General features: G+C 67.6%; 14 protein-coding genes. 11 read left to right on the top strand and 3 right to left on the bottom strand.

All coding sequences use genetic code 11. The annotated features are described in order from the left end of the window. Window positions 1–370: 370 nt before the first annotated feature. Window positions 371–1819, bottom strand: a complete 1449-nt coding sequence (locus IEY61_RS05740; RefSeq protein WP_189041284.1) for a UDP-N-acetylmuramate--L-alanine ligase — start codon at window positions 1817–1819, stop codon at window positions 371–373. A 797-nt stretch (window positions 1820–2616) separates the two neighbouring features. Between IEY61_RS05740 and IEY61_RS05735 the strand changes: the two genes are divergently transcribed. The 6 genes from IEY61_RS05735 (at window position 2617) to IEY61_RS05710 (ending at window position 6565) form a co-directional block, all read left to right on the top strand. Next, window positions 2617–3159 carry a GNAT family N-acetyltransferase gene (locus IEY61_RS05735; RefSeq protein WP_189041281.1) on the top strand — a complete coding sequence of 181 codons (543 nt, stop codon included), beginning with the start codon at window positions 2617–2619 and terminating at the stop codon, window positions 3157–3159. Window positions 3160–3601: 442 nt separating this feature from the next. Further along, window positions 3602–4129 (top strand): DUF6244 family protein, encoded by a 528-nt coding sequence (locus IEY61_RS05730; RefSeq protein ID WP_189041279.1) that lies wholly within the window; start codon window positions 3602–3604, stop codon window positions 4127–4129. Next, window positions 4126–4608, top strand: a complete 483-nt coding sequence (locus tag IEY61_RS05725; protein ID WP_189041631.1) for a DddA-like double-stranded DNA deaminase toxin — start codon at window positions 4126–4128, stop codon at window positions 4606–4608. The genes IEY61_RS05730 and IEY61_RS05725 overlap by 4 nt, the downstream gene beginning before the upstream one ends. After that, window positions 4605–5021, top strand: coding sequence for an Imm1 family immunity protein (locus IEY61_RS05720; protein WP_189041277.1), 417 nt, complete (start codon window positions 4605–4607; stop codon window positions 5019–5021). Before IEY61_RS05725 ends, IEY61_RS05720 begins: the two co-directional genes overlap by 4 nt. A 239-nt stretch (window positions 5022–5260) precedes the next feature. Then, window positions 5261–6169, top strand: a complete 909-nt coding sequence (locus IEY61_RS05715) for a hypothetical protein (RefSeq protein ID WP_229705709.1) — start codon at window positions 5261–5263, stop codon at window positions 6167–6169. Between the two features lie 123 nt (window positions 6170–6292). Further along, on the top strand, window positions 6293–6565 hold the full coding sequence (locus IEY61_RS05710) for a hypothetical protein (RefSeq protein WP_189041272.1): 273 nt from the start codon (window positions 6293–6295) through the stop codon (window positions 6563–6565). A gap of 55 nt (window positions 6566–6620) precedes the next feature. On the opposite strand, the gene lexA is transcribed toward IEY61_RS05710, so the two are convergent. Further along, entirely contained in the window at window positions 6621–7271 is a 651-nt protein-coding gene (gene lexA, locus IEY61_RS05705; RefSeq protein WP_189041270.1) for a transcriptional repressor LexA, read from the bottom strand. Between the two features lie 449 nt (window positions 7272–7720). After that, window positions 7721–8413: a hypothetical protein gene (locus tag IEY61_RS05700; protein ID WP_189041268.1), complete on the bottom strand. Its 693-nt coding sequence runs from the start codon at window positions 8411–8413 to the stop codon at window positions 7721–7723. Between the two features lie 134 nt (window positions 8414–8547). Between IEY61_RS05700 and IEY61_RS05695 the strand changes: the two genes are divergently transcribed. The 5 genes from IEY61_RS05695 to IEY61_RS05675 all read left to right on the top strand — a co-directional run bounded on the left by IEY61_RS05695 (window position 8548) and on the right by IEY61_RS05675 (window position 14743). Next, complete coding sequence (locus IEY61_RS05695) at window positions 8548–9540, top strand: hypothetical protein (protein ID WP_189041266.1); 993 nt, start codon at window positions 8548–8550, stop codon at window positions 9538–9540. A 616-nt stretch (window positions 9541–10156) separates the two neighbouring features. After that, window positions 10157–11515 (top strand): DNA cytosine methyltransferase, encoded by a 1359-nt coding sequence (locus IEY61_RS05690; protein WP_189041264.1) that lies wholly within the window; start codon window positions 10157–10159, stop codon window positions 11513–11515. A 556-nt stretch (window positions 11516–12071) separates the two neighbouring features. Continuing rightward, window positions 12072–13187 (top strand): hypothetical protein, encoded by a 1116-nt coding sequence (locus IEY61_RS05685; protein WP_189041262.1) that lies wholly within the window; start codon window positions 12072–12074, stop codon window positions 13185–13187. A gap of 22 nt (window positions 13188–13209) precedes the next feature. After that, a complete protein-coding gene (locus IEY61_RS05680; protein WP_189041260.1) occupies window positions 13210–13947 on the top strand; it encodes a hypothetical protein in 738 nt (245 codons plus the stop codon). 34 nt (window positions 13948–13981) lie between these two features. Further along, on the top strand, window positions 13982–14743 hold the full coding sequence (locus IEY61_RS05675) for an NYN domain-containing protein (protein WP_229705708.1): 762 nt from the start codon (window positions 13982–13984) through the stop codon (window positions 14741–14743). The last annotated feature ends 406 nt before the right edge of the window (window positions 14744–15149 follow it).

Raw genomic sequence — 15149 nt, 5'->3', positions numbered from 1 at the left:
GCCCGCAACGCTGTGCTGGGTGCGATGCGCGCCGCGATGCGGGCGTCGCACGCGAAGGCCAGCGAAGGCCGGCGGTCGGTCGCAGTGCTCGGCGAGATGGCCGAGTTGGGTGAGCACCCTTCCCGCAGGTGCGCCGGCAGATCGGGCAGCAGGCCGCTGGACCAGAGCCGGGCGGCTGGTCGCGATCGGCGAGTACACCCGGCGGGCGGCATGGCTGTGGGCCGCACAGCGGACGTGTCCGAGGCGTGGAGTTGCTGCGTGCGGCCCTGGGCGACTGGACCCAGGTCAAGGTAACCAACAGCGCGGGACTGCTCACCGGGCCAGCAGACGGTCGAGTGACCCGGCAGCGTCAGCCCTTGACGGAAGGAGATCAGGCCGACAGGGTCACCTCGGATCGGCAGCTCAGTTTGTCCAGGATCGCTGCACCGTAGCTGGTCACGTCGCCGGTGCCCATCGTCAGCACCAGGTCGCCACGTCCGGCCATCCGCGCGATCACCCGGGCCGCGTGGTCGGGCCCGATGGGCAGGCAGTAGGCACCGTCGCGCAGCTGGGCCATGATGGCGGTAAGGTCCGCTGCCGGCTGGCCCTCCGGCACGGTGCCCTGCACATCGAGCAGCAGGACGTGGTCGGCGTGGTCCGCTAGGACCCTCCCGATCCGCTCCCCGAAGGCCAGGACGCGGGCATTTCCGGACGGCTGGAACACCACGAACACCCGCCCCCGGGCCAGGGTGCGCGCGGCTTCCAGGTCGGCGGCGATCTCGTGCGGATGGGCGGCGTAGGAGTCGACGACCGTCACCCCGGCCCGGGTGTCGACATGTTCGAGCCGGCGGCGCACCCCGGCGAACGTGCACAACGCCCCGCCCACCTCGGTGGGGTCGAGCCCGAGGGCCACCGCGCACGCTATGGCCGCCGCCGCGTTGCCCAGGTGATGCGCCGCCGGGGTCGGCAGGGTCAGCCGGACCTGTGTGTCATCCGGCATCCGCACCGTGGTCGACGCGCTCCACCCCTCGGCGTGCACGTCCAGGAGCCGGACATCCGCCGTCCGGTCCCGGCCATAGCGCAGCACCGTCAGGTCGGGTCGCTCGTCGGCGATGACCTGGGCGGCCACCGTGGCGCCCACGCAGTCGGCGTTGACGACCAGGAAGCCGTTCACTGCGGTCCGGCACCCGAACGTGACGTAGGCGCGCAGCAGGTCGGCGTGGCTGGTGAAGTTCTCCGGGTGCGCGTCGGTCACGTTGGTGATGACCGCGATCGACGGGGTGAGGTAGTGGAACGAGCGGTCCGACTCGTCGGCCTCGGCGACCAGCAGCCTCGACCGGCCGAGCTGGGCACCGGAGCCCGGCCCGGTCAGGTCGGCGCCGATCAGGTAGGTCGGGTCCTGTCCGCAGGTCCGCAGGATGTGCGCCAGCATGCCGGCGGTGGTGGACTTGCCGTGCGACCCGGCCACCGCCACCAGCTGCCGCCCGTCGGCCAGCCGGTCGAGGACCTGCGCCGGGTGCACCACGGGGATGCCAGCGGCACGCGCCGCCCGAACCTCCAGCATGTTCTGGGCGCTCGCCGGGCAGACCACGCAGCTTGCGCCCTCGACATGTGCCACGTCGTCGCCCAGGCGCACGCGAACACCGGCCGTGCGCAGCCCTCTGAAAGTGGCCGTTTCGCGTATGGCGCTGCCGCTGATCTGGTGGCCCAGCTCGGCCAGCAGCCGGGCCAGGCCGGACAGGACCGGCTCGCCCACGCCCACGAAGTGCGGGCGGGTCAGATCGACCGGGCCGCTGTAGGTCGCCTCGGTGCTCGGGCTACCGGGGATCGTGTCGGTCATGGTGCCGTGCCTCCTTCGACAGAGCTGACGGGTCGGTGACGCGAACGGACGTGTGAGGAGGTCACTCCTTCTCATCCGTCCGCTCCTTGTGTGGCCGAGATGGCGTCGGGTCGCCATCGCGGCCACGCGGGTCCAATCGATCTGCGTCGTCCACTACCGGCCACAACGACGCAGCCGCTGTTGGTCGCCGGTGCGCCCATCCCGCCTGCCGTCGCGGTGCAGACTGCCCCGGCGCCAATCGCCGAGCGGTTCGACACTGAACCCAGGCACCTGCCGACTCTGATGCGGTGGGGTCGCAACGGGGGCATCTGCCTCCCTGCCAGTGCAGCCCTCGGACGCGGTGTCGAACAGAGCCGACAACCGATCTCGACATCCAGGGGCCGGGCAGCGATCTTGACCCATGTTCCAGAGGTGACCCGTGCTTCGAACGGGGCGCGGGGGTTCCGCGCCGTGACCGGAGGCAGATGGGCAGGTCCCGGCTTCCACCCCCGCCGTCGAGCAACCGCGACCTGCCGACGCGCAGCCGCAGCCGCATAAGGTGACGGCACGCCGAGGCGCGACTACGCCGTCGGGCTCACACCAGGGCCGGCCGCCGACCCCAGGGAGCACGGCCAGCGGTCGCCTGCCGGATCCGGGCCGGCCTGTCGACGCCGCGTGAAAACTCTCAACCGGCGTTGACACGGCCGGGCACCGAGCCGAAATGGGACGGCGTCGGAGGAGACAAGACCGCAGCGATCAAGCCACAGCCGCCGACCGACCCGCGGCGTCGATCGGCCCGCTGAGATCGAAGGAGCGCCATGCGACCGTTGATCACGACCAGCCGACTGGACCTACGTCCATTCCGCAGCGGCGACGCCGACGAACTGCACGAGGTGTTCGCGGACCCGCTGACTCACCTCATCGGTGACGGACCGTTCACCTCCATCGACCAGACTCGGTCGTGGATCCAGCGTCGCGTCGAACTTGAGCGGAACACCGGCCTGCTCTGGTACGCAGTGCGCGAGCTGTCCGCCAGCCGGCTCCTGGGCAACTGCGGCCTGTTCGCAGGCCGCACCGGCATCACCGAGCCCGAGAACGGCTACGAGATCAGGCACGCATTCCAGGGCCACGGGTACGCCACCGAGGCCGCACACCTCGTGCTGCGGGAAGGGTTCGCCGCCGGCCTACCTCGAATTTGGGCGACGATCCGACCGCACAACACCACATCGCTGCGCATCGCGACCAAGATCGGTATGAGCGAGCAGTACACAACAGTCGACCAGAAAGGATCCCTCACCTTCCTGGCCTCGACCCCACCACTCACCCACCACCGATGCAACGACGCCCCCACCGCAGGGTAGGGACCTTCTCCTGCGCGACGAGGTGGCGGGCAGCAGGGTGAAACCCGGATCGAGGACGGCAACCGCAGTGCCCGCCATCGAGACTCCCTTCACCGGGCGGGACTTCGTGTCCGCATCCACAGCCACGATCCGCACCATCGTCGTCCCGGACCCGAACATCGCAAGCACGGCCTCCGAATCCGCCCCGTCACGGTCAGCCGGAAGCGTCCATGTCACGACCGCGGTGGACACCGCGGAGGGCCAACCACCGACCTGCTCTGGTCCGTAGTCGAGTCCGCCCTGACCACGGCCGGCAGGACAGTCTTGGCCCTGTGGTCGCACCGGACCGAAGAGCGTCTTGGCATGCGCGCCTTCCGGATGCGGGTTGTTCCTATCGACCTCGATCTCTAGAGTGCCAGGGTTCATCGAGGCGCAGAAGCCGAAAGGGTGAAGGGGCGGAACCATGTCGTTGACCGACAGCATCGGTGATGACCTGCGGGCGATGGCCGAAGGCCTGGCGACCGCGCAGCAGGGTGTCGCCGGGGTCGACCACGCCGTCGAGCAGATCGCGGCACAGGCCGTCGGGGCGGGCTTCGCGGGCATCGCCGTGGGGCTGGCTCGCGTACGCGAGCAGGTAGAGCAGGTCCACACACGACTGAGCACGGTCGGTGGAATCCTGGGCGAGGCGTCCCGCTCGGTGTCCGCGGTACCGCAACAGCCGTCGCCCCAGGAAGCCATCGCCGCGCTCGCGCCGTTGGTCGCGGCCTTCGCCGCTGTCGACGGGGCGGTCGAGGCGGCGGCAGCGGGCATTGAGGAAGCCCGGCGACTCGTCGCCGCGGCGCTGCGGGGTGGGCAACCCGGACCGACGCTGGCCCGCCTGCAGCAGGTCGGACAGGGACTTGCCGCAGTCAGGGCCCGAGGAGGCGAGGCCCGCCACCATGTCGAAGCGGCACTCGCGCAGGCCCGGCAGGTCGGTGACCTGGGAAACTGACCACGGGCGGCGGCGTCAGCCGACCGCCCGGCACGAGCGACACCTCCGCGAGCCCAACCCCGGCGCCGGCCGAAACAGAACGGCTTCCGGGCTGGCTGACGGAGGCCGCCCGCGACCTGCCCCAACGGCGAGCGAAAGACCCCACGTCCGGCATGGCACTGATCAACGGCCAACGAGTGCCCATGAAGTCGGGCCGCGACCCGGAAGCCGCTGCGGACCTCAAACCGGCCTACAAGCTCATCGCCACCACGACCGACCACCTCGAGGCCAAGCTCGCCGCCCGGATGCGCCGCGAACAGGCAACGCACGCGGTCGTGCTGACCAACAACCCGCCGTGCGACTACGAGCCTTACGGCTGCGAGAGGATCCTCGCCCGGCTGCTGCCGTCCGGTGCGCAGCTGACCGTGTACGTACGCGACGATGACGGGCAGGTACGTCTGTGGCGTACCTACACCGGCAACGGAAAGGCCATCGCATGAAGGTGACGTGGGCATACGACCGGGGCGACCACCGCGACAACCACGAGGTCGACCTGAGCGCCCCCGCCGCCCTGAGCGCCGTACTGCACGAGATTCACCAGGCCGGAGAGCCCGTCGCGGTCACCATCTTCAGCCAGGCGATCGACGACCCGGACGAACTGCCCCCCGGCCTGCAGATCGGCCTGGGCCACCCCACCCACAGCTTCGCCGTGCACATCGCCGCCGACGGCGCATACCTCAACGACCCGACAGTCGAGGCCCCGACCGCCGGACTCAGCTTTGACCTCGGCGGAGTACCCACCGAGTATCCCGCCGAGTACCTACGGATCCGACCCGACACGGCCATCCAGATCGCGACCGCCTTCCTCGCCACCGGCGGCAAGCCGCCCCGCCTACCCGCCGACACCGAGTAGCACTGGCGGTGTCGGCCGGGAGTGAGCACGCGCGCGGTTCCCTCGGGACCAGTTGAACGCCGAGCAGGAGACAGCTCTCTCGACGACGACGGTTGCGGCACGGCGAGCCCGACGGGTGGCCTGATCCCTTCCTCCTGCATCCGTCGCACACTCTGAGCTCTTTGTCGGTGGCTCTCTGTAGCTTCCGGTGCATGTCTGCGTTGACGTATGAGGTGAAAGACGTTCGGAGTCCTGTATGCGTGTGGCTGCGGACGACGTTTCCGGAGGCCAGGGAGATCCAGGCGGAGTTCCGGGTCGCGGCTGGCCTGCAGCGAGTGGTGATGCCGGCTGGGGTTGCGCCAGGCACGCAGGGCGCGGCGATCGACTTCTGGCTGCGGATGCTCGTTGACCCGCACCCGTCGATCGCCCTGCCGCTGATGGGGCTGTTGTCGGGGCGGGCGCCGTGTCTGCGGGCCGGTCGGGAACTGCTCGCCGACCTCGCGACCGGGGACACCCCCCGCCGGGTGGCCGACGGCGGGGTGGAACTGCGGATGCGGCCGGCAGGATTCGCTGAGCGTGGTGATGAGTGGTGGGCGCGGGTGTGTTACGCCCTGGCGCTCCTCGTGGAGCTGTATCGGGCGCCGTCGGTGGAGCACTCCCGACTGATGCGCCTTCCCGAGTCGAGCGGCGCGGCGGACCTGCTGGCGCTGGCCACCGACGCGGAGGTGATCGACATGGTCGCGATGCGGGACCTGGCAGTCGAACGCCTGCTGCCAGGGCTGCCGCAGGGGCCCGTGACGACTGGCATGACCTTCGACGGCAGCGCCGACCTCAACGCCGACGCGGACCTGATCGCCGGTGGGATGCTGGTCGACTTCAAGGCCGGGCAGGGTGGCAAACCCCGAACGGACGGCACCCGCGCCGCCTCCCTGGCGCGTACCGACCTCGACCAGCTCCTCGGGTACACACTGATGGACTACTCGGACCGGTACGGCCTGCACACCGTCGCGGTGTACGCGGCGAGGTTCGGCCACCTCGCGACATGGCCGATCGCCGAGCTGGGCGAACGCATGGCCGGGCACCCGATCAACCTGACGAGCCTGCGGGCCGAGTTCGCGCAGGTGCTCCGTGGCCAGCTACCGCCCTACCAGGTGCAACGAGGCTGGTAGCCCTCACACCGGGCAGCCGGGGCGGGCGAGACCTGGCAACAGCCCGGCTCGGCTACGGCGGTAGGGCTTGTCCGCTGCTGCGGCAAACCCCGCAGCGGGAATCGCGTCGCGCATACTTCTCTCATGTCCTATTCGGAGCGCGACGTGAGCGGCTGGTCCGAGGCCGTGGCGAACCTGCACGGCAATACCGCACAGGATGAGGGCGACGTGCGGCGGGCCTACGAGGCGATGGCCAACGTGTGGTCGGCTTACGGCTACCAGGACGCGCCGACCGAGGTCCTGAGGATGCTCATCGACGCCACCGAGGTCGGATACATGGCCGCCCTGAACGACCTCCGCAGCGGCGACCTTGACGACGAGATCACCGCGTGGCGCCCGGACCTGGCTGAGCAGTAGGCCCAGGCGAGCCACCGTCCTGCCGCCGGCAGGACGGTGGCGGCGATTGTCGGGATCACGGGCGGTGCAGGACGCAGACGACCTTGCCGAGGATCGTCGCGTGATCGCCGGGCAGTACCGGGTAGTGGGGGTTGCGGGGGACGAGTTCGATGCGGCCGTCGCGGGTTCGGTACTGCTTGACGGTGGCTTCCCCGTCGAGCATGGCGGCAACGATGTCGCCGTTGTCGGCGACCGCCTGCTGCCGTACCACGATGATGTCGCCATCGGTGATGGCCGCTTCGGTCATGGAGTCGCCTCGTACCCGCAGCGCGAACAGCGTGCCCCGGCCGACCAGCTCGGCGGGCAGGGACAGCACCTCCTCGACGTGTTCCTCGGCGAGGATCGGTGTGCCGGCGGCGATGGCTCCCAGCAGAGGCACAGCGGTTCCGCGCGCGGCTTCCGACTTCAGCGGCGGGTCGTCGCCTAGCAGGGGGCGGGCGTCGACCGCTCGCGGTCCGCCCGGAGCCCGTCGGATCAGGCCGTGGTGGGTGAGGGTCTTCAGGTGATGTGCCACCGACGAGGGGGAACCGAGCCCAACGGCCGCCCCGATCTCCCGCACCGTCGGCGGGTATCCATGCCGCTGAACCCATTCCCGGATCACGTCGAGGATCTGCTGTTGCCGGGCAGTCAACGACACCGGATCCGGTGGCACGTCAGGAGCGGTCACCCCAGGACGATACCGCGAACTTAGAACGAATGTACTAAACAGGTGGGTGGGATGCGGTCTGCGTGGGTCGTCGAGGCGTGGCCGACGCCTGGCGCATCCCGGCTTGTTTACGTTGGGCAGGGCGACCACGGGGGGAGCCGCCCTGCCCAACGATGCCGTCACGGTAGACCTGGTCATCAACGCAGGACAATCCCCAGGGCAGCCGACGTCGGCGCCCGTGCGGTTCGGATCAACCTCATCGGGTGTTCTCCTGCACTGGCTGTCCAGCGCCGTCAGCAAGTAAACGGCCGGTCGGCACTCAGCGTGCGGGCGAGCGTCTAATGGACCGGATGGTTCGAGTGCGGTGACCGATGTCGTAGCAAGAACGCCAGTCCGGTATCGCGAAATGCGTCGGGAGCGGTGTCGGCCGTCGCATCGCGTGAAGCTGGCAGGTTATGGCGTTTGGGTGGTCACTCCGGGGGCAGGATCTTCAGGTCGGCGTTCATGCGGGTGGCGACGTCGGCGTCGAGTTGCGGGCCGTGGGCGAAGGTCCAGCCACCGTCGCGGATGTTGGTGATGGTCTGGGTGAGAGCGCGTCGTGCGTACACGACGCTTTCGTCGCTCCAGAGCACGGCGGTGCCCTGTGCGGTGGTGTGGCTGTTGGTCACGGCTTCGCCGAGCAGGGTCAGGCAGTTGCTGGCGTCGTCGAGGACGCCGACGGCCTCCCACTTGTCGCGGCGTCCTGTCGTTAGCCGGTCGTGGTTGAGGCTGACGCATCGCACCGCTTGGGCGAGCGACGCGATGAGCCGGCCGGTGTCCTCCAGCTTGATCACCGCGGGTGAAGCGTCGGCCACTTCGCGTTTCTGCGCATCGTCCGCCTGTTTGAGGTGGGTCACGAGGTCGGCGAGGTCGACGTTTAGAAGGTGGGACCGTACGTAGGTCTCCTCGCGGATGCCGAGGGTGGCGGCAGCACTGGTGACGAGGTCGGCGAGGATGTCCTGCGCGGTGACCGCCGGGATGTCCAGGCCTCGATGGCGGCCTTCCTCGCGCAGCCGCTCGACCGCTTCCTGGAACTTGGTCATCCGACGCACGCGATCCTCCTGTGGTGGCCCTCCATCGCACGATAGCCGGCCGGTGCAGGGGCATCCCGGAAAGCGGTCCACGGGACGGATCTGGTCGCCGATCCCAGGTTGAGGCAGGCGTGTTCGCATGGGCCTGTGTCGCGGAGTCGGGGCGGGCTGTCTCATAGGGATAATGCCCGGGTCGCCTGTCGAAGGGGTGGCGGGAGGAGCGGGTCATGCCGAAGAAGCGCACACCTCGTCAGCGTCGCGCCGCGCAGCAGCGCGCACGCCTGCAGCAGCGGCAAGACGTGGCTCGGCAGGAAGAGTTCCACGAAGAGCACGCCCGTCTGGTCCTGGACCGGATGGGGGACCCCCGATTCGTGCAGCGCACCACCGGCGCGGACGGCGTTGCCACGTTGACGTGGGACGCGGGGTCCCAGGCGGGTACGGAGTTGCGTGAGGGGTTCCAGGCGCAGTTCGCGGCGTTCCGGGAGAAGTTCGGCCGTGAGCCAGGGCCGAAGGATCCGGTGTTCTTCGACCCTGACGCTGACGAGCCGACCCCGTTGAGTCAGCGGAGCTTCGATGACGCCGTGGACCACATGCTGAAGGCCGCCGAGGACGCGGGGGTGGACCAAGCGCCGATCCATGCCTGGCGGGAGGTCGGCTACCTCGTCACGGAGGAGAACCAGCACCTGTTCAGCGCCGCCGAGGTGCAGGCTTACGCCGACGCCGTGACCCGCCACCGGGGCGACATTGAGGATATCGACCTCGCGTCGACGGTCGAGCTCTCCGCAGACGGGCTGCGGGACCTGATCGACGAGACGATCACCAGCGGTATGGAGGAACCCGCCTGGCGGCTCGGGGCAGCCCTCGACCACGCCGACGACCCCGACGCTGCCGGTCTCGCCGCGACCACCCTGACCGCTGTCCTGATGACCTGGCTGACCAGCGCGAAGGCAACCGCGACCACTGACCTCGCCAGCCCCGCGCTGGGGTGGATCCGCCAGAACCTTGATGACGAACCCGCCGACCAGGCATTCCAACTCGCGGGCCTGCTCGGCAGCCCACTGGCACCGAACCTGACCGTCAACGAGGCCCTCGACCGGCTCGGCGACGCGTTCCTTCCCGCCCTGATCTGGCTCGTCGCCGGGCTGGTCGCCACCGAGGCGAACGGCGACGTGGAATGGCTCACCCAGTTCGACCCCGACATCGACCAGGACGACGAATGAGCCCACCACTACCGGCCCCGCCAGCACAGGCCCAGCCGTCCGTTCAAGGGTGTGGTCGCACCAGCCGCACCCGAGTGGTGGCACGCTGCGTGCGTGCGACGGGGTAAACACCGCCCTGTCTATCGATGATGAGCAGTTGCGATGCCGTTTGCAGCAAGCAGGCCCGTCGTCATCGGCCATGCCTTCGTGCAGAACCTCCGACGCGGATACCACACTCGCCACCGACGCCCCGCCCGCGACCCGGGTGGCCGCCGCGTTCACTGAACTCGCACGAGCAATCTGACCAGTGCCCGCTGACGCAGCTCGGCGCGCCCACCGATCTGCCCACCGATCCGCCAGCACAACAGCACCCCGGGTATGCCTCGGGCGCGGATCGGCTGCCATGCCGGGAGACGACTTGTCGAACGGGTGCAGAAGAGGATCAAATATGGCAGGCGCGCGCCACCCGGCGCGGCGGCCGTCCCTTGGGGGCGGCCTGGAGCAGAATCGGGCCTGCAGTAACACCGCGTGTGCGCGGCGTGACGAGACGGGTCAAGGGGGCTGCGTGGTCACGCGACTGGCACTGCCAATGCTTGGACTCCAAGCCGATACGGCGCCATGCGCACCAGGCGACTTCATGTCCGTTCGGCAGACGCGCGTACTGGACCTGTTCGCCGGCGCCGGCGGACTCTCCCAAGGGTTTCAGCAAGCTGGATTTGAGATTGTCGGTGCCAGCGACATCGACCCAGACGCTTGCGCTACCTTCGCACTCAATTTTCCGAATGCTAAGTTCATCTGTGGAGACGTCAGGCTTCCTGATGTCCATGAGCGCATTATCGAGGCAGGGCGAGGCGTCGATGTTCTCGTAGGTGGCCCTCCGTGTCAGGCTTTCTCGCAAGTCCGAAATCACTCAAGGATCATCGACGATCCCCGCAACTCGCTATACCGAGAGTTCGTCAAGACGGTGGGGCAGATCAAACCGCTTGCATTCGTCATGGAGAACGTGCCGGGCATGGCCCAGATGGGCGTACTAGAACAGGTCAAGGAAGATCTAGAACTAGATGGTGCCTATAGCGTTCAGCCCAACCTGCTTGACGCGGCTGACTTCGGGGTTCCACAAACCCGTAAGCGGCTAGTCTTCGTAGGATTGCGAAGCGATCTGGGTAAGCCCCCTCCGTTGTTCAAGGGAACTGAAGCGACTCTCCACCTTGCCCTTGTGCGACAAGAAAAAGGTAAGTATGCCATCGAAACGCGGAGAGACAAAGCACGCGCCGAGACTTTACTGAAAAGCCTGGAGGATCCCGACAACTCTACTGTCGTTTCGGCCGGCCAAGCCATCTCTGACCTGCGAAATTTGAAGGCAGGAAGGCGGGAGGAGTCGATGCCACTTAGTGAAGCCAGAGAGGCTGAATCGGCGTATCAGCGCCTGATGCGCAAGCACTCGGAAGGCAGTATCTGGAACGTCAGCGTCCCTAGAATAAACTCGGATACCGTCACGCGCTTAAAGGGTATTCCAGCTGGCGGAAATCACCGCGACCTCACTGAGGCGCTCACTGCTCGCTATATCAGTGGCGAGCGGTGGGGCCCGAGCACCGACAGCGGTCGGCTTGGTCGGGCCCATTTTTCTGCATATCGTCGGCTACATTCAGGAATCTGGGCCTGGACGCTTAACACGAAGGCCGATTCGGCCTATCATTACGGGATGCCGCGAGCCCTCAGCGTGAGAGAGTTCGCGCGCCTGCAGTCCTTCCCTGACCATTTTGTGTTTTCTACCGACCCGCGACGCGGAAACCTGCCTGGGCGCATCGATGGCGGCCAGGCACACTCTCGATACCGGCAGGTAGGCAATGCGGTGCCGCCACTACTTGCGGAGGCCATTGCACGTCAAGTGCATGAGCTTGTTCGCTGTCACCTTGAGCAGGACGAACAGAAACTAGGTCGGCCGACGTCCGGGAGAAGAACAGCATCTCCGATTGAAGTCGGAGTTATCCATTAGTTTCGGCGGGCCAGCCGTCCACCCAGGGTAAGTGCTTAGTCGAGCAATTGCTGGTCACGGCTGTGATGAGATCGTGTAGGCGGCGGCGGTTGGCGCGTTGGATGGCGGGCGATGTTGGCCTCGCCGTTGGTGCGGTGGCAGCCGATGGAGGGTGTTACGCAGCGAGTGGCCAGGACGGCGGGCCTGGTGCCGGTGCGTGCCTGGTGGAGGTCACGGAAAGTAGCATCTCGGGCGTGATGTACGCGGTCTTCGATGGGCCATGCGCGGCGGGCCCAGTCATATAGATCGGCGAGTTGGGCCTGCTCGGCGGGTGGGAAACCGTGAAGTAGACCGTCTCGCGGCTGGTCTTTGCGCCGGTGATGCGGGTCCGGATGATCCAGACGGCCTCCTCGGCGCGGGGAAATCTGATCCCGTCGGGGACAGCAATGGTCAGGGCTTTGACGGTCCGTCTCACGGCGGCCGTGTCCTGTGTTGCGGCGGCGGTCGCTGATCTGAGTCACTGGGCCCACCACCATGCAGGACACCAAGACATGGGCATGCCTAGTACTCTCGCCGGGTGGTCGAAGATCAGGTAGCCATACCAGGGCAGAGCGATGCAGCCGAGGGCTCAACCAGTGAAGCCAGCGCACGCGCGTTTGGCGAGGAGAACCGCGTCCGTCTGCTAAACCGGTACTTTTCGAGCGTCGGCACCGTGACCCCGGAAGACGCCTGGCGACATGTCTACCGGCTGCTGCTGTGGATCGACCGCACCACCGGGCTAGCCCACTGCTACGAAAGCGACAAGTGTCAGCCCGGTCGCCCCTGGTACGCGCGCAGCCTCGCCTTCCATGTCTGGTCGGCAGAGGCCCTGGGGGTGGCACCCGGCGAACTGGACAAGGACATTGATTACCTCTTCCGGCACGCCACTGCTGATCTTGCGCTTGTGGCTGCGCGGAACCGCGCACGCCTTCTGGACACCGTCTCCCTCCAGCGTGAGCCCTACCAGAGCATGGGCTTGCCCCAACCAGGAGAGGATCCTGAACTAGAGTCGATCATTATCGGAATGCTCGACCCGTTCCTCGCGCAGCCTCCGTCGGCGACGACCCTTAGGGCGCTCGCGGAACGGATATACACCCATATTGGCCTTGAAAACAAACGAAAGAACCTCGTCGGCGAAGGATTCGAAGACACCATCTACGCACTTCTGAGCCGCATCCCCGCCATTGCTGACACCCACACTCTCTACGTCCGCCCGCTGCTACACGAGGTTCCGGGGTTCCGGAATCCTAGGGCCAACAGCAAGCCCCGGCAGGTAGACCTCGCTCTTGTCCATAACGTGACACGTAAGCGAACGCTCGTCTCCTGCAAGTGGAGCGTACGAAGCGATCGGGAAGAGCAGTTCGTCAGCGACTTCCGGGACTACGCCGAACTCGAGGAAGCCGGTGAGGACTTCGAGTACGTGCTCATCACCAACGAGTTCGACCCCGCCCGGCTGGCTGCGGCCTGCGAGGTTCGCCGTCAGAATAGCCCTTTGTTCACATCTGTTGTTCATGTCAACCCAGCAGGCCCGCACGCGGCATACGCTGCACCTGTTCCTCCGCGCGGCAAGGGCATCAACCGCACCCAAGGACACATCGAGTCGGGACGTCTCGACGGCCTCGAAGGTTGGCTTACGAAGTTGGCGAGCCGTTAGCCTCGCCACCGATGTCTCGCCCGTGTCGCCGGAGCGGCCCGCCGTAAGCCGAGCCTGCTCGACCGGCGCGGCCGGGCCGGATTCGGCTGATCCAGGGGTCAACGACTCACCGCGGGCCCTGGGCACCTACGGTATCGGCCGGCTACTACGACCCTCAGCCGCCGACTCCTCGTGGACGGACGGTCGTGACGCCGCGCGTCGTACCCTCGAATTCCTCGCCCAGGGCGGACAGCCCGGCACCGTGCCCACCCCGGGATTCCTCACCGACGAGCCGGTCCACCTGGACGCCCGGCTGCACCACGCGCGGCACTACGGCACGACGGTCACCTACCAGCAGACCTCCGCGCTGGCATTCGGTTCCGCGGCCTTCGTCACCGACGCCTTGCTCGCCAACGCCGTCGGCAACAGCAACGCCCGCTCCCGGGCCGCACGCCTCGCCAGCCCCCAGTGGCGCGACCACGAACTCACCCGGGTCGTGCTCACCCCCACCCGAACCCGGTGCTACTCCTTCGGACGCTGGCTGTCGTTCGACCACGCCGCCGTCATGGAATGCCACCTCGACCCGTACGGGGTGGTGCTCCTGTTCGCCGACACCGAGGCGCTGCGCCTGACCGGGCCAGCCGCCTGGCTGCACGCGGTCCTCTTCGCGTACTTCCGGTTCGGCGCCTCGGCACTGACCACCGCGACCTTCCTCCTGCCGATCGGCGTCGCCCAGCCACCGGATCAATCTGCCGCGACCACACCCTCAACCAGCAGGTGAAAGCATGGACAATAACGAACAGAGGACCACCCGCTTGGCGGTTCTCATCGATGCCGACAACGCCCAGCCCGCGGTCGTCGCCCCGCTGCTGGCCGAGATCGCGAAGTACGGAACGGCCCATGCCAAACGCGCCTACGGGGACTGGACCGGCACCAGCCTTCGCGGATGGAAGGAACACCTTCTCGCGCAGTCCATCCAACCGATCCAGCAGTTCGCCTACACCTCTGGCAAGAACGCCACCGACGCCGCCCTCATCATCGACGCGATGGACCTCCTCTACACCGGGCGCTTCGACGGATTCTGCATCGTCTCCAGCGACAGCGACTTCACACGCCTGGCCTCACGGATCCGCGAATCCGGGCTGACCGTCTACGGCTTCGGCGAGCGCAAGACGCCCCAAGCGTTCGTCGCCGCCTGCGACAAATTCATCTACACCGAGAACCTCAAGCTCGACCCTCCGGCATCGCATCAAGCGGTTGCCGTCAAGCCGCGCACACCCATCACCGATCTCAGTAACGACACGACCCTCGTCAGGCTGCTCCGGGACACGATCGAAGCCGCCTCCGGCGACGACGGCTGGGCACACCTGGCCAGCGTCGGGCACATCCTCACCAAACGCCGCCCCGACTTCGACTCCCGCACCTACGGGTACACCAAACTCACCGACCTCGTCGCAGCCACTACCCTCTTCGAGGTGGACCGCCGACTACCCGCCGACGGTAAACCCGCCGTCGTCTACGTTCGTGACCGCCACGCCTCGACGCGGCACCGCCCTGACTCACCGCCCCTGGCCTGAGGACCGGGGGCCTTCTGCGCTCAGACGAGACGCCGGTTCGATCCGGAGTTCCGTGCGGGCGCGGTCCGGATCATGCGGAGACCGGGAAGTCGATCGCGCAGTTAGCGCGTGATCCGGGATCAACAGCGGTACACCGGCTAACTGGGTGCAGCCGGATCGTGCCGCTCGTGGCGAAGGCGCTGTCGGGTAGTTGGCCGAGGACGAGCGGGCCGAGCTGGCGCGGTTACGGCGGGAGAACGCCGGGCTGGCGATGGAGCACCGTCCTCAAGCGATCCGTGGTCCTGGGGTTCAAGGAAGCGACGAGCCGGTGAGCGTGGCTGCCTTCGGCGCTTCTCATAGGACCGGGTGCGGCTCCCGCACGAGGTGGCCTGCCAGGCACTCAGAGTGTCCGAGCCGTGTTTCTGCA

The sequence above is a fragment of the Micromonospora sonchi genome (genome assembly GCF_014646235.1).
In the GTDB taxonomy this organism is placed as follows: Bacteria; Actinomycetota; Actinomycetes; order Mycobacteriales; family Micromonosporaceae; genus Micromonospora; species Micromonospora sonchi.
This window is presented reverse-complemented; position numbering and strand designations above follow the sequence as displayed.